The following is a 14,801-nucleotide window of genomic DNA, read 5'->3' on the forward strand; positions in this document are numbered from 1 at the left end:
TATTATCTTATAAATTTCAGAATTTTGTAATGTAATTTAGAAATTTAAACCTTATTTATCAATTACATTATTTATCTTTTTTATAATTTATAGTTTTCTAATCTTAATTTCTGCAAATACAGGATAAAATCCTGAAGCTAAAGCAACTCTTTGAGATATTATATGTGATTCAACTGTACCGTAAAAAGGAACCTTTCCTCTATTTAATATTTCTTCTTTTAAAAGTTTTACTATATTTTGACCAATCCCCTGTCCACTTGCTTCTTCCATTACATTAATACCAATTTGCCACATATTCTCTCCATCTCTACTTGCTCCTGCCATAGCTAATATATTTCCGCCTTCATCTAACGCACTTATTCCTAGAACATCTTTATAACTTCCCTCAAAGGCAAAAGCTTCACAAAACCTATCATCACCTTTAAATTGTAATATTTCATCTTCTTCATACCATTTTATATTTTTAATTGGTCTAGTTTTTTCGTGAACTTCATATGGAAGATAGTAATGATGTGTATTGTCTATTTCATATCCAAATTCATTTAGTTTTTTATCTATTTTTCTTAGAGTTGAATATAAAAATAACCATTCACCTGAAGCATTAGATAAATTTTCTACACACCAGTTTTTTATACATTTATCAGCACTTATAATTGCCTTTCCTTCAAAAATCAATATTTTTAATATTTCTTTATCATTTTTATATATACGTCTTCCTTTAATCTCTTTTATATCGGTTATTAAAGTATTTTTATTTTCAAAGTCTTCTATCTTAAAATTATAATCTTTACAAAGCTGTTTTTTTACTTCATTTAAAATTTCTTTTTTTGTAAGCATTTTATTTCCCCTTTCATAAAAATCACATTATATAAAAAGCAGAATCATCAAAAAGATTCTGCTTTTTAATTTATATTTGATTAAATCTTTCTACTCCCCATTTTTTTAATAAGTAAAAGAAAACTATATCAGTTATTACCAAAAACATTGTTATTATCATTAAATAAATATTTAAGCTTATATTAATTTGAGTAAATAAAAATCCTGTTCCAAAAACTAAAGCTAAACCACCAAATGTCATTATCATTGTTGAAGCACTTCTTTTTACAACTACTACTTCAGAAGTCCATGTTAATGTATAGAATTTTAAATTTACTAAAAGTCCTCCCATAGATACAAAAAGACATATAATAATTAATAATCCTATAGCACAAACTCCTTCTATAAAAGTTAATCTAAGTCCTATAGAGCTTAATATTCCACCTATAATTGCTGATGGTACAGAAATTAATAAATTAACCATTATTTTTGATTTAAAAATAGTTTCAGTATCTATTGGTAAAGATCTCAATTGCCAAAATTTATTTCCTTCAAGAGATATTGTATTACTAGTTGTACATGTAAGAATTAAACAAAATGCTCCTACGAAAATAATTCCTCCTAATTTTAAATCTGAGTATATATTACTTTCAAAAATAATTTCTATACTCTTTTCTCCCATAAATATAGTAGCACAGCTATAAATAACAAATAATACTGCTCCAAGACATGTATTTAATATTACCATTGGAATTCCTAAATATCTTTTTATTTCATTTTGGATAAGAGTTTTTTCTACTGAGTTTTCTTTTAAACTTTTCATTTTAAAGTTATTTTTTCTATTTGTTTCTAAAAGCTTTGAATTTATACTTAAATAAACTGTATTAACTACCCATACAAAAGCTATAAATATTGCCAATGATATTCCTATAAAAATCAACATATCTACAAAGCTACCATTAACTAAAGCATTTATATAAAACTTTGATGGTGGATATATTGAATAAAATATATCACTTATAGATTTACTATTTTTTAATATTCCATTTAAAAAATCTTCTCCAAATACTGTTGGAAAAATCATAACTCCAATTATAAAAATTAAGAATATTATTATTGTAACTATATTTCTATATTTAAATTTAGAGGCTACATACATTAATACTGTACCAATAAGAGTTGCAATAGCTGTAGGTATTATTGGTACAAATAAAGACATTAATATTCCATAAATAAGAAATGTCCCATTAACAGAAGGTGCATTTTGCATATAAACTATATATGATGGTATTATAAAAATTAATGTTAATATATAAGTTGGAATTAGTATATTTATTATCTTAACTATAACTATTTCTATTTTATTAATTGGCATTGTTCCTAAAATATTATAATCACGTCCACCAAATATAGCTCCTGAAAGCTTTAATATACTAGCAATCCCTATAACTCCAAAACTCATTGAAAGGCTCATAGCTAGAGCATATTCACCAAATCCTGCCTTTGCAAGATCTTTTCCTAAAAAGTTATTAAATATAAAGGAAAATCCTATTATATATACACTTAGAAATAATCCTAATGCTAATTTATACAAATTTAAACTATTTAATCTATTTAATCTATATGTGTTTATAAAATCATATTTTAAAAAATTAAAAAATCTACTCATCTTCTTCAAGCTCCATAAATAATTCTTCTAAAGAACTATCACCTATAATATCTTTTACATCACCATTTGCAACTATTTGTCCATTTTTTATTATTGCAACTTTATCACATAGTTTTTCTGCTACTTCTAATACGTGAGTTGAAAAGAATATAGAAGCTCCCTCATTACACATTTCTCTCATAATTTCCTTTACTTTATGAGATGCAACAGGATCTAACCCAACAAAAGGCTCATCTAATATTAAAATCTTAGGCTTGTGTATTAATGCTGAAATAATAACAAGCTTTTGTTTCATCCCATGAGAATAAGATGATATTAAATCTCCAAGAGCACTAGTTAATTGAAATAAATCTGCATACTCTTTTATTCTCTCTTCTCTATCCTTTTTACTAATCTTATATACATCTGATATAAAATTAAGATATTGAATTCCTGTTAAATTTTCATATATATCTGGATTATCAGGTACATAAGCCATTATCTTTTTACATTCTTTTGGATTTTTAATAATTGATACTCCATTTATCAATATATCTCCTTCTTCAACTTTTAAAATTCCAACTATTGATTTTATAGTTGTAGTTTTTCCAGCACCATTATGACCTATAAATCCAAATATTTCTCCATCTTGGATTGTTAAGTTAACATTATCTACTGCTTTTTTTCCTTTTAAATAACTTTTTGAAAAATTTTTAATCTCTAACATATCTCTATCCACTTAGCTATCTTTATAGCCTTTCCCCTTTTATTTTAATAATGCTCCTATAATTGGAGCTATAATTGATCCCATTAAAAGAATTATTATTCCTATATAAATTGCCATACCTACTTTAGTTCCAGCATTTATAGTAACGCCAATTCCTGAACGTTTTTCAACAAATATATTAGGATTTTGTTTGTTATAATAAACAAAGCCCCATTTCCAGTAATCATCATCATTTTTATAAGTTACTTCATTATTTTTTACTTTATAATTATTTTTAGCTTTTACTAAAATTACTGTTAATCCTATTACTCCTAATAAAGTAATTAATGGTATATACATAACAAATTTCATATAACTTTCTGGCAAAATTGTAAGAGTTACAAAATTTCCTATTGTTAAAGAAATTAATACTGGAATCATAGTTATAAACATCATAATACTAACTAATTTTTTTGACTTTAAATTTGCTTTATGAGATTCTTCTGAATTTTTAGGATCTATTTTAAAACTTGTTTTTTGAATAAGAATATCAGTTCCTATATATATTAAAATCATAAATAGGATTGTAATTATTAATGGAAGTATTGCTATTAAACTCTTATTTGTCCATCCATCTGCAACTCCAGAAGCATTAAAATGAATTGCAATTCTTTCAGGTAAATCTTTATATTTCATTACTGCCGCAATTATATTTATAGCCATAAATGTAATTGCTATAAAAATATAGTATATTATCATATAAGAAGAGATTTTAGAAGATTGCATATTTACAACTGCAACTTGTTTCTTTACTGTTTTAATTTCTTTTTTAGCTTCTTTTACCTTTTTGTTAAAATGAGCTAATATAAAGAAATTTAATCCTATATAAGTAAATAATCCAATAACTTGAAAAATTTCATTATATAAAAATATCCCTATAAGAATAAATATACAACCAAGAAGACAAGCTAATATATTATAAATTTTATATTTTTTTATAATTCCACTAAAAGGTTCTTTCTCTTTATCCTCTTCTTCAACAATTGAACCTAGTAGAATTCCTTTCTTTCCTTTAATCGGGAAATAATTATTTAATACTCCTGATAAAATTAATGCTACTAAGATAATAAAATTAACTAATTCCATATTAATCCTCCTTAGAAAACTTTTTAAAATTTTCTTTTACTCTTTTTAAGACCTCTTCTTCGCTTATTCCCATCAAAAAGCTTTCTGATAAAATCAATTCCATTTTTTCTTCAAATTCAGTTTTATAAGATTCCTTTTTATCTACTTTTACTATTACTCCCTTTCTTCTATCTATTTGTACATATCCTTCAGACTTTAAAATATTATAAGCTTTATTTATTGTATGAAGATTAACCTCTATCATAGATGACATTTGTCTTACAGAAGGAAGTCCATCACCATCTTTTAATTTTCCTGTTGCTATTGCTTTTACTATTTCATTTCTTATCTGCATGTAAATAGGCGTTTCACTATCAAATTGTATTTCTATAAGCAAATAACCACCTCCTTGTTATATATAATATATAACAAGTAACACAATTCTTCAACCATTTTTTAGAAAAATATAAAAATAAGAAAATTAATATTAGTAAACTTTTTCTTTTTCTATTTAATCAATTTATTAATATATAAATTTTTAAATTAAAATTTAAAATTCATTGTAATTCTTTTCATAATTAATGGTATAATGTTAGTGAAATAAATTTTATTTATTTTTACAAATGAAAGTGAGGCGATTTTTATGGGTAATGATTTAAAAACTAACTCAAGATTAGTTTTTGGATTTATTGAAAGCCATTTTTTAAAAACAAAAGAAAAATTATCAGTAGGAGATATAGTTATACCTGGTATTAATATAGATGATGTACAAACTATTATCTATTCACTAGCAAATAGAGGTAAAATTGAAATAGACAAAAGCTCTATTCAACCTTATATCACGAAGATACTAAATTAATTTATCTTGTAAATAATTGAGTGAACATTAAATTTTTATTTCACATAATAAAAAGAACCTATATATTATAATTGTTTTAATATAATATATAAGTTCTTTTTAATTTTATAAAATTTCTAATTTAATTATTTCATTTTATATTTTAAATATTTTATTTATAATTAATAGATTAAAATTTTAAATTTATATTTTATAAATTTAGTTTGCTACTGCATTTAAATCATATCCTTTATCAGTAACATATCCATTTATACTCCAAATATTTAATTTTTGTTCTTTTGCACTATCTTGAGCATTATATAGGTCCTTTAGAAGAGGATTTTTCTTTTCATAAACATAAGCTATTCTTGCAAGCCCATTTGCTATTAATTCCTCATTCAGATTGTACCACTTATCTCCTGACTTATAATATACATACGCTAAATATCTTCCATATTTATCTGTAGTATTTTTACCTGATACAAGCTTTATGCTATCTCCTTCTGAAAGTTTTGATTTTACAAATTCTTTAGCTTGAATTCCATATGGTTCTATGGGAGTTCCTGTCTTTACAGTTTCAGGAGTATCCATCATAAGAAATCTAACTTTTTCTTCTTTGTTTCCAATTTTAACTACTATAGTATCACCATCTACATCTCTTACATATGTAGCATCAATTCCTTCTAAATCAAAAACACCTTTTACTTTGTACTTTGTATTATATTTTAATTTTGCATCCTTATCTGCTTTATTAATTTTTTCTACTTGTGCTTTTGTAAAGCCTTCATTAAAGTATATATGTCCTTTTTTACTACTAGAATCCTGTCCAAAGAATAAAACCCCCAGTATTACAAATACGGCACATAATATAATAACCCCTATTATCTTTTTCATTTTCTTCTCCTTAGTATATTTTCTTACGAATAAATAGATTATTCGACTATTATTATACGTATTTTATAATTCGCAATCAATTACTTTTCTCTTAACTCTATTAATCGATAGTCTTCTTTTTACAATTATCTTTTCTATTCATCAAATTACTATTTAATCTTTTGTAGAAAATACAAATAGCCCATTTGTTTTTCTCTTTTTTTATAAAACTTAGTCGCAAAGTGTTGTACGATACTATATTCCTTTCTTTGGTAATAATTGGTAGAATAATGTTGTAGATAGGAAATATTTAAAGTAATAAACTTAATTTCAAATTATTCAGAAGAAATTTAGTGCATAAAAATGATATTTATAAAGAATTAAGGAGGATAAATGTATGACTATACCAGTATTAAGGAGATATCTTGATTTATGTAAAATGTTTAATATTGAACCAACTTTAAAAGGGGCAAATAAATTTAAAGAAAACGCTTTAATTATAGACAATCTATTAAATAGTGGCTTTAGAAGTTTAGTGTTTGATATAGTTAAATAAACTATCATTTAATTGAAAATAATATACATATGAAATAGATGAAAGAAATTTAATTTTTATATTTTCAAATATAAAATAACAAAATGACTTTTTCAATTTTGAAAAAGCCATTTTGTCTAAATGTTTAGGTGTCTTTATTTAGACGCCTTTTTTCTATCCAGTTCCAATATTAGTTATTACATATTTATCATTAATTTGTGTAATATCAACTACTGCAAACTTATCAACAACCCAATTATTATCTTTAAGTTCTCCATTCCCTGCAACCCACATATCGCTTTCATTAGTATATTGAATATCATATGAAACACTTACTGTAAAATTATGAATATCCTGACTTTCAATGTCTATATCATTTATCCTATAGTCAGTAAGACAAATTACAGGTTCTCTCTTTAAATTTTGAGATTTAACAATAGACCAATCAGTTCTATTTTCATTTATATAATCATCAAATAACTCTCTTGCAATTTTTATTTTTTCATCTTTACTTAAAGAATTATAAAATTTTAAATTATTTTCAGAGTTGCTTTCAAGATTTATATTATCTTCATATAAACTTGTTTCTTTAGATTCTTCATTCTCTTTATTATTAAATGTTACAGCTAAATATATTCCATAAGTAATTACTCCAACTGCACATATTCCTGAAATTAAATATCCAAGCTTTCCTTTCATTAATTTTCCTCCCAAAATTCTATCTAATATACCAAATCTATACCAAATTAATTTCCATATTATACTAATAATAACAAAAGCCAATAATACTATCAATATTATTGGCTTATTTCTGTACTATTCATTATATATACTCAAATATAATATTTCCATATACACCTTAATTCTAAGTTATATAGATTATATTTTATAATTAAAACTTCTCATTATCATCTAAATATAATTTTTATAAATTAATTGTTCTATTATACTATTGATAGTAAAAGCCTTTTATATATTTAATTTTAACATTAAGTCTACTTGATGTTCTTTATTGTTAATTCATCTATATTCTTCTTTTATTTTGGTATTTTATATCGTAATTTTTTTATTAAAAATATTTGCATTCATAAAAAAAGTATTATATAATTTTACTTGTAAAGCACGGCGCTATAGCCAAGTGGTAAGGCAGTGGTCTGCAAAACCTTGATCCCCAGTTCGAATCTGGGTGGCGCCTCCATTTTAAAAGATTACTCATTTTGAGTAATCTTTTTTTATTTTATTTTTTTAATATCAATAAATAACTTCATAATAAAATACACCTAAATTATTGCTCATAATATTTAAACTTTTCGCACAAATCAAAGCTAAATATAACTTTTTCTTCCTTGATTATAATAATAAATTTATTATATATATTTTAATATTTTTAATTTTTAAAACTATAAATATAACTTTTCTGTGATATAATCTTTTTTAACAATTAATTCATTTGTTATTTTTTTATTGTTAATTTTTTTAATATACTCTAAATATACAAATATGATTATATTTAGTATAAGCAATGTTTTAATTGGGAAAAATACCAATAAATTTTAAATGGGAGGAAAAAATTGAATATAAGAAATTTAAGAAAAAGTTATGCCCTTCAAATAGGTGTGATTCTTATCCTTCTTGTATATTTTCTATTTAAATTAGATGATGTACATAGATATTTATCTTCTTTTAGTGATATGATGACACCTATATTTATAGCATTCGCCTTAGCATTCATATTAAATTTAGTAGTTAGATTTCTTGAAAATAAAATTGTATATAAATTTATTTTGAAGAAAAAAACTCCTAAAAATCGTGGAATAGTTAGAGGTATATGCATAATTTTATCTATTCTAATAGTTTTTGGAATAATAACTACTGTAGCTTTTGTTATAATCCCAAAAGTTATAGAAAGCTTAATTCAAATTGCTGGAGCTGCTCCAAGATATATAATGCAATTTGAACAAACTATAGAAAAATGGTTCCATATATCAAGTACATCAGAGATTACTCATTCTCTTTATAATGAAGCCTTTGGTGCTTGGAAGAATATACTTTCTATAGGGACTAATATTATAACTACAAGTCTTTCATCTATAGTTTCTTTTACTATATCTTTTACAAGCGGTGTAGTTGACTTTATTATGTCTCTTATTCTTGCAATTTATATGTTATTCAGTAAAGAAATGCTTATAAAACAAGTCAAAAAAGTTATTTATGCTCTTTTAAGAAAAAATGAAGCTGATAAATTTGTTAATGTATTAAAAATTTTAAATAATTCTTTTGCATCATTTATAACTGGACAATGTACTGAAGCATTTATAGTTGCAATTTTATCATTTATATTAATGACTATTTTAAGAATACCTTATGCAATGCTTATAGCAGCATTATTAGGTGTTACTGGAGTTATTCCTATACTTGGAGCTTTCATAGGTATAATACCTTCTGTATTTTTACTTCTTATGATAAGCCCTATTAAAGCAATAACATTTGTAATAGCAATTGTAGCACTTCAACAAGTTGAAAGTAATATAATTTACCCAAGAGTAGTTGGTTCTTCTGTTGGACTTTCTTCACTTTGGATAATGATTGCTATTATAGTTGGTAGCTATATATATGGAATTCTTGGAATACTTATAGGAATTCCTCTTATAAGTGCGTTTTATAAAATATTTAGAGACTATGTAAATAAAAGATTGCATGATAAAGATATTTCCATATAAGAAAAGCTATGAAAACAATGTTTTCATAGCTTTTTTATTTTTATTCTTCTGACATTATCTCTATTATATCTTCTTTAGTTAAAAGATTATTTAAAAGATAATAAGCATTTTCTTTTCCATCATACTCATACATTTGAGTTTCTTTTGAATTTGTTATAATACAATACTCTGCCATTGTCATATCACTTAAATCCATAAGTTTATCTAAAGCTTCTTCTGTTATTTCTTCATCTTCTGATAAACATGAAACTATAATAAGTGGGCATATTTCTTCATCTGTATGATATTCTACTATAATATCAGCTACATCATCAGTCTTTAACCCATATGTTTTAAGTGGCATATCTTTAACTACTGTTTCATCAAAGTGAAGTTCATTTTTTATGAATTCTAATGTTTTTTCTTTTACTAATTCTTTACTCATCCTTTTCACCAGCTCTTTCTTTTTTTCCTACTAATTTGTGAAAATATATTCCTATCATTTCTGATACATACCCTAATATATTACCACAAAGTAATGCTGGAACAACAGCTTGCCAATGACCATTTAACCCAAAAGTTGAGAAGCATCCACAAAAAGCGCCAGATATAAATTCTAACTTCTTTAATTTTGCTTGAATACACATTACGAATGAGAAAAATGCTGTAAGAATATATGACCACCATGCATGGTGAAATAAAGTTGAACCTTTTATAATGCACATAGCCCAAAGTATTCCTGTTGCATTAGAAAATAATGATTTTATAAGTCCTTGAAATTTTCCTCCAGATGAGAAATAACTAGTCCAACCTACAAATCCAGTCCATGAAACCATACCAAATGTAGCGGCTATCCAAGCCCAAACTCCTGATAAGACTCCTACGCTTATTGAAATAGCAGTAAGTAACTCCATAAAAAAAACTCCTCCTTAGTACCTCAAATTATATATTTAATTTTTTTCTTTTAAAAAAGATTATATCACAGTTAAATTTAATTTATATATAAACATTTTTTTAATTCTTTTTTATCAAAAATTCTATGGTTTAATTAATAAATTTCTACTTAATTTTTATTATTATATTTATTTTTCTAATTTATTTATATAAAAATAAAAGAAGCTTAACCTCAAAAAGAATTTATTTCTTTTTGAGGTAGCTTCTTTAATCTATTATTTTATCATCTTGTAATAATTTTAAAAGTGTAGGTTTAAAGTTAAATTCATTTACTAAATTATTCACTTCTTCAATAGCTTTTTCTTTTTTAGCTTTTGAAACTCCACCTTTTGATGCTCTTATAAGTATATTTTTAGGTGAATGAGCTATATCTATAAATTCTAAAAGCTGAGTCTTATAACCTGCTGCTTCTAAAAGATTTCCACGAACAGCATCAGTCATAAGTGCTGCCATTCTCTCTTTTATTATTCCATATTTAGAAATTATAGAAAAAGTATCAGTATCCATTTGACTATTAAATTCATGTTGACAGCAAGGAACTGAGAATATCATTTTAGCATTCCATTTAACAGCATTATAAAGAGCATAATCTGTAGCCGTATCACAAGCATGAAGTGTAATTACCATATCTACTTTATTTTCATATTTAAAGCCATTTATATCACCAAGCTCAAAATGAAGGTTATCATATCCATACCCTTCTGCAATCTTATTACACTTCTCTATAACATCTTTCTTTAAATCTAATCCTATCATTTTTACTTTTATATTCTTTATTTTTACAAAGTAATAGTAAAGAACGAATGTTAAATAAGACTTACCACAACCAAAGTCTAAAATAGTAAGCTCTTTAAAATCATTTTTCTTTATTTCATCATCAACAATTTCAACAAATCTATTAATTTGCTTATATTTATCATATTTAGAGTTAATAACTTTTCCTTCTTTAGAGAAAACTCCAAGGTCTATAAGTGGTTCTATAATCATTCCTTCTTTAAGGATATAATTCTTTTCTTTATTATGTGAACTCGCTTTAGAAGCTATTTTAGAATTGTCTCCACCTTTTTTACCTAAAAATATTTTTCCTTTTTTAGATATTTTTAAATCATATGTAGAATTCTTTGACCATGCATTTAGATTTTTATAATTATTAAACACTAAATGAATAAGTCTTTCTTTTAATTCTTCTTTACTTAAATTTTAATGAAATACTTGTTTATCAGTAAATTTTTCAACTTGATAAAAAGACTTATTTTTAGTTTCTTTTAAACTTATATTTATCTTATTATACTCAAAATCTTTTTTAATTTTATTACTTATAACTATCTTAACAATGTCATCAGCTAATATTTCTTCAATTGCTTTTTTTAAATCTTCCATTATATCCACCTAACTATAGTTTTATAAAATTTCCTTAATAAAAACTCATGTATATATTTTTCTGTTATTTATTATACCATCTTTTTAATTCTTTAAAACAAAAAAATGTAGTCATTTGACTACATTTTTTTAGGCAGATTTATATTCTGTCCATTTTGTGTCCTGTAAAGATACTCTTCTTATAAAAATATCTCCTTTTCCATCTTTAACTATAGTTATAGATGGTTTTGAATAATTTCCATAAAGTATTGTAGAATAATTATTTTGATCATCACAATAATCTGGTGAATACCCATATTCTTTTCCATCTTTTTTGTAGATTACATCATCATTTTTTACTATAAGTTCATTTCCATTTAAAGATTTCCATGTTCCTTTTATGCTATTTAAAACATTTATATATCTTTTTTCTATACAATTAAATTCAATTATTTTTTCTACAGTTTGCTCATTATCTTTATAGGTTATTGAAAGAAGATTATTATTAACCCATCCGACTTTCATTTTAGTATTAAAAGCAACTTCTCCTTCATTATACATAATATCTTTAAGCTCAGAAAATATAAGATATTTTCTTTTATATACATAAATTTCTGAACCAACACCTTCATTTACAATTTGTATTATTACATCATCAGTTCTTTGTTTAGAATTAATTAATATCCTTTCAGTATTTATTGAAGTATTTATTAAGCTAACTGTATTTGCTGCAAGTAAAATTGCAACAAAAATATAAACTATAGTTCTTATCATCTTAACATCAAATGAAAAAATTAATGGACTTAATATTACTCCATAATCTACAAAACTATATAAAATAGGATTGATAAGTATAAGTCCTTTACTATTGGATAAAAAATACAATAATAATCTGCATAAAAAGAACACAGTAAATAATATAAGACTTAATAGATTTCTTTTTCTTATACTAGTCATATATTTTACTCTCTTTCTCAATTTTTGTTTATAATAATTCCAATTATTAATAATTAAAATATAACACTTTTACAAATTTATATTCTTGCTTTTATATTAAGTTAAAATTAATCTTTAGTTTATTAACTCTTTAGTAATAGATTTAATAAAACTATATTTATTTTTGCATGTCTTTTACACAAATTTATCAAAGAAGCAAGCCTTAAAAGTATTTTAAAGCTTGCTTCTTTTATTTTATTTAAATAATTCTATTAATTTTTTTCTGTTCTTTAATACTAAAACTATTATTACTAATATTGCAAATCCACCTACAACTAATGTATAACGATGTAAAATTGTATCTATTAAAGCTGTATTATTTCCTAATAAAAATCCTAATCCTATAAGTATAGAATTCCATATAACTATCCCAATTGTTGAATAAGCTATAAAAGGTAATGGCTTCATTTTTACAACACCAGCAATTACTGATATAAATGTTCTTGCAACAGGAACTAATCTTGAAATAAAAGTTGCTCCTTTATCATATTTTTCTATCCATTTATAACTTGCCTCAATTGCTTTTCTCGTCCTTGGAAACTTATTTCCTACAAAAGTAAGTACTTTAATTCCAAATATATATCCAATTGCATAAGTAATACTTGAACCTAATAATCCTGCTATTAATGATACAATAAGTATCTTAAAAAAGCTGATTCCATGTAAAGCCCCTATTATACCTATAAAAGGTAATACAACTTCACTTGGTAATGGAACACTAGCATATTCTAATAAAACTAAAACAAATACGCTAATCATACCATAGTGTATAATAAATGTTCTTATCGTTTCTTGTAAATCCATATATCTCTATCCTTTACTTTAAATAGTTATTATTTATTTTGTGTGCTAGAATCTTTTGAATCAGAAGATTTAGCTACATTATTAACCCCGTTATTTGTTGTCTTTTGTTCATTTAAATCTGTTGTTCCATTATTTTTATTGTCTTGTGTATTTGAAACCTCAACCTTTGTATCATTTTGTTTATTATCTGTATTAAAATGTTCAGTAGTGCCAGATGGTATTTTATTTGATTGCTGTTTATCATTTTCATTTGTACTTGTATTTGTATTAAAATGTTGCTCTGTTTCAGTTTTAGGTACAAAAGTATTATTTTGTTGATTTTTATTTGAATTATGTTTTACTGGTACATTACTATTGTTATTGCCACTTACTGAATTTGAACTTGCATTAGAACCAGTATTTGAGTTTCCACTTATTGCTCCACTACTATTTGTATTGCTATTTGTGTTAGATTCATTACTATTTGTTGTATTATTATTTTGTGGTGTATTTACTTGAGTATTAGTTTGTGGTGTATTTACATTATTTAATTTTCCTTTTATTAAATTTATATTATTCTTTACTAAATTATAACCAATTACGGCTATTATTAATATTATTATTATAGTTATAACTAATTTTATTTTTTTCATTAACCTTTTTGGTTTTCTTTTTTTCTTTAAAGGCTTAACTCTACTTTTTCTTTTTGTATTAGTAGGTTTTTTCTCAACTTTTTCTGATTTGTCTTCAAAATCATCATCTAATTTCTCATCATATAATTCATCATCGTCATCATCATCATCAAAAATGTGAAATATATCTATTCGTTTCATAAAAGACTTTCCTTTTTCATCCAAGTCTTTTTTTATTTTTTCTTTTTTAGCTTTTCTATCTTCTTTTGTTTTTGAATTTGATTTTTTCTTTTTAGAAAATTTTTCACTTCTTCTTGAGTATTTATCATTTTCTCTATTATCATAATCCTCTTCAAAATCATCTTCTTTTAGCTCATCTTCTTCAGCTTCATGACTTAACTTTTCTTGAGCCTTTTCAAATTCTTCTTTTCCTAAAACATCTTCAAAAAAGTCTTTATCAAAGCCCATCATTACAGTTTCATCTTCATCAATTTTTTGTTCATTTGCAAAATTTTTCTCATATTCATCTTTATCCATGAACATGGTTTTATCATTTCTTAAATCATCTTCTTTTTTCTTACATGAAGGACAAATAGTTTCTTTTGTATCTCCCATGTTTTTTCCGCATTTATTACAAAACATATTTCTCACTTAAGAGTATTTCAAATACTCTACTCCTCCTTAATAACTTTAGAAAAATATTAATTACAAACATATAATACTCTCTTTTTTTAATTAAAGGTTAATAAATTTATTAAATTAGCTATATTTTAATAAAAATTTAAAATTTAAAGAGTATAAAATCTTATTTTTTTTATACTCTTTAAATATTAAACA

At 24.1% G+C, this 14,801-nt stretch carries 15 protein-coding genes, 1 tRNA gene and 1 pseudogene; 4 read left to right on the forward strand and 13 right to left on the reverse strand.

Annotation, left to right across the window (positions count from 1 at the left end; genetic code table 11):
- Positions 1-87 precede the first annotated feature (87 nt).
- The 5 genes from HMPREF1092_RS14500 to HMPREF1092_RS14520 all read right to left on the reverse strand — a co-directional run bounded on the left by HMPREF1092_RS14500 (position 88) and on the right by HMPREF1092_RS14520 (position 4,692).
- Entirely contained in the window at positions 88-837 is a 750-nt protein-coding gene (locus HMPREF1092_RS14500) for a GNAT family N-acetyltransferase (RefSeq protein WP_002599423.1), read from the reverse strand.
- A gap of 70 nt (positions 838-907) precedes the next feature.
- Complete coding sequence (locus HMPREF1092_RS14505; protein WP_002599424.1) at positions 908-2,485, reverse strand: hypothetical protein; 1,578 nt, start codon at positions 2,483-2,485, stop codon at positions 908-910.
- Complete coding sequence (locus tag HMPREF1092_RS14510; protein ID WP_002599425.1) at positions 2,478-3,191, reverse strand: ABC transporter ATP-binding protein; 714 nt, start codon at positions 3,189-3,191, stop codon at positions 2,478-2,480. Before HMPREF1092_RS14510 ends, HMPREF1092_RS14505 begins: the two co-directional genes overlap by 8 nt.
- 39 nt (positions 3,192-3,230) lie before the next feature.
- A complete protein-coding gene (locus HMPREF1092_RS14515) occupies positions 3,231-4,316 on the reverse strand; it encodes a DUF1648 domain-containing protein (protein WP_002599426.1) in 1,086 nt (361 codons plus the stop codon).
- Position 4,317: 1 nt separating this feature from the next.
- Positions 4,318-4,692: a GntR family transcriptional regulator gene (locus HMPREF1092_RS14520; RefSeq protein WP_002599427.1), complete on the reverse strand. Its 375-nt coding sequence runs from the start codon at positions 4,690-4,692 to the stop codon at positions 4,318-4,320.
- Positions 4,693-4,938: 246 nt separating this feature from the next.
- On the opposite strand from HMPREF1092_RS14520, the gene HMPREF1092_RS14525 reads away from it, so the two are divergent.
- Complete coding sequence (locus HMPREF1092_RS14525) at positions 4,939-5,154, forward strand: hypothetical protein (protein ID WP_002599428.1); 216 nt, start codon at positions 4,939-4,941, stop codon at positions 5,152-5,154.
- A 198-nt stretch (positions 5,155-5,352) separates the two neighbouring features.
- On the opposite strand, the gene HMPREF1092_RS14530 is transcribed toward HMPREF1092_RS14525, so the two are convergent.
- Positions 5,353-6,027 (reverse strand): thermonuclease family protein, encoded by a 675-nt coding sequence (locus HMPREF1092_RS14530; protein ID WP_002599429.1) that lies wholly within the window; start codon positions 6,025-6,027, stop codon positions 5,353-5,355.
- A gap of 376 nt (positions 6,028-6,403) precedes the next feature.
- Here HMPREF1092_RS14530 and HMPREF1092_RS17300 point away from each other — a divergent pair, with 376 nt between their 5' ends.
- Complete coding sequence (locus HMPREF1092_RS17300) at positions 6,404-6,562, forward strand: hypothetical protein (RefSeq protein WP_002599430.1); 159 nt, start codon at positions 6,404-6,406, stop codon at positions 6,560-6,562.
- Positions 6,563-6,715: 153 nt separating this feature from the next.
- Here the strand turns inward: HMPREF1092_RS17300 and HMPREF1092_RS14535 are convergent, their stop codons facing one another.
- On the reverse strand, positions 6,716-7,240 hold the full coding sequence (locus tag HMPREF1092_RS14535) for a hypothetical protein (protein ID WP_002599431.1): 525 nt from the start codon (positions 7,238-7,240) through the stop codon (positions 6,716-6,718).
- A 425-nt stretch (positions 7,241-7,665) separates the two neighbouring features.
- On the opposite strand from HMPREF1092_RS14535, the gene HMPREF1092_RS14540 reads away from it, so the two are divergent.
- Both HMPREF1092_RS14540 and HMPREF1092_RS14545 read left to right on the forward strand, forming a co-directional pair.
- A tRNA-Cys gene (locus HMPREF1092_RS14540) sits at positions 7,666-7,739 on the forward strand.
- A 373-nt stretch (positions 7,740-8,112) separates the two neighbouring features.
- Complete coding sequence (locus HMPREF1092_RS14545) at positions 8,113-9,261, forward strand: AI-2E family transporter (protein WP_002599432.1); 1,149 nt, start codon at positions 8,113-8,115, stop codon at positions 9,259-9,261.
- Between the two features lie 40 nt (positions 9,262-9,301).
- Here the strand turns inward: HMPREF1092_RS14545 and HMPREF1092_RS14550 are convergent, their stop codons facing one another.
- The 6 genes and pseudogenes from HMPREF1092_RS14550 to HMPREF1092_RS14575 form a co-directional block, all read right to left on the reverse strand.
- The gene (locus HMPREF1092_RS14550; protein WP_002599433.1) at positions 9,302-9,685 is read right to left on the reverse strand and encodes a type I restriction enzyme HsdR N-terminal domain-containing protein; all 384 of its coding nucleotides are present in this window, start codon (positions 9,683-9,685) and stop codon (positions 9,302-9,304) included.
- The gene (locus HMPREF1092_RS14555) at positions 9,678-10,154 is read right to left on the reverse strand and encodes a DUF1097 domain-containing protein (RefSeq protein WP_002599434.1); all 477 of its coding nucleotides are present in this window, start codon (positions 10,152-10,154) and stop codon (positions 9,678-9,680) included. Before HMPREF1092_RS14555 ends, HMPREF1092_RS14550 begins: the two co-directional genes overlap by 8 nt.
- A 247-nt stretch (positions 10,155-10,401) precedes the next feature.
- Positions 10,402-11,574, reverse strand: a pseudogene (locus HMPREF1092_RS14560) (class I SAM-dependent methyltransferase).
- Between the two features lie 129 nt (positions 11,575-11,703).
- Positions 11,704-12,510 (reverse strand): hypothetical protein, encoded by an 807-nt coding sequence (locus HMPREF1092_RS14565; protein ID WP_002599437.1) that lies wholly within the window; start codon positions 12,508-12,510, stop codon positions 11,704-11,706.
- 234 nt (positions 12,511-12,744) lie between these two features.
- Positions 12,745-13,353, reverse strand: a complete 609-nt coding sequence (locus HMPREF1092_RS14570; protein WP_002599438.1) for a DedA family protein — start codon at positions 13,351-13,353, stop codon at positions 12,745-12,747.
- A 29-nt stretch (positions 13,354-13,382) separates the two neighbouring features.
- Positions 13,383-14,606 (reverse strand): hypothetical protein, encoded by a 1,224-nt coding sequence (locus tag HMPREF1092_RS14575; RefSeq protein WP_040414428.1) that lies wholly within the window; start codon positions 14,604-14,606, stop codon positions 13,383-13,385.
- Between the last annotated feature and the right edge of the window lie 195 nt (positions 14,607-14,801).

Origin of the sequence: Clostridium thermobutyricum, assembly GCF_000371465.1 — a bacterium.
Classification (GTDB): Bacteria; Bacillota; Clostridia; order Clostridiales; family Clostridiaceae; genus Clostridium; species Clostridium thermobutyricum.

Coding starts and splice junctions, on each gene's coding strand:
- HMPREF1092_RS14500 (WP_002599423.1), bottom strand. CDS start 837: ATGCTTACAAAAAAAGAAATTTTAAATGAAGTAAAAAAACAGCTTTGT.
- HMPREF1092_RS14505 (WP_002599424.1), bottom strand. CDS start 2,485: ATGAGTAGATTTTTTAATTTTTTAAAATATGATTTTATAAACACATAT.
- HMPREF1092_RS14510 (WP_002599425.1), bottom strand. CDS start 3,191: ATGTTAGAGATTAAAAATTTTTCAAAAAGTTATTTAAAAGGAAAAAAA.
- HMPREF1092_RS14515 (WP_002599426.1), bottom strand. CDS start 4,316: ATGGAATTAGTTAATTTTATTATCTTAGTAGCATTAATTTTATCAGGA.
- HMPREF1092_RS14525 (WP_002599428.1), top strand. CDS start 4,939: ATGGGTAATGATTTAAAAACTAACTCAAGATTAGTTTTTGGATTTATT.
- HMPREF1092_RS14530 (WP_002599429.1), bottom strand. CDS start 6,027: ATGAAAAAGATAATAGGGGTTATTATATTATGTGCCGTATTTGTAATA.
- HMPREF1092_RS17300 (WP_002599430.1), top strand. CDS start 6,404: ATGACTATACCAGTATTAAGGAGATATCTTGATTTATGTAAAATGTTT.
- HMPREF1092_RS14535 (WP_002599431.1), bottom strand. CDS start 7,240: ATGAAAGGAAAGCTTGGATATTTAATTTCAGGAATATGTGCAGTTGGA.
- HMPREF1092_RS14550 (WP_002599433.1), bottom strand. CDS start 9,685: ATGAGTAAAGAATTAGTAAAAGAAAAAACATTAGAATTCATAAAAAAT.
- HMPREF1092_RS14555 (WP_002599434.1), bottom strand. CDS start 10,154: ATGGAGTTACTTACTGCTATTTCAATAAGCGTAGGAGTCTTATCAGGA.
- HMPREF1092_RS14565 (WP_002599437.1), bottom strand. CDS start 12,510: ATGACTAGTATAAGAAAAAGAAATCTATTAAGTCTTATATTATTTACT.
- HMPREF1092_RS14570 (WP_002599438.1), bottom strand. CDS start 13,353: ATGGATTTACAAGAAACGATAAGAACATTTATTATACACTATGGTATG.
- HMPREF1092_RS14575 (WP_040414428.1), bottom strand. CDS start 14,606: ATGTTTTGTAATAAATGCGGAAAAAACATGGGAGATACAAAAGAAACT.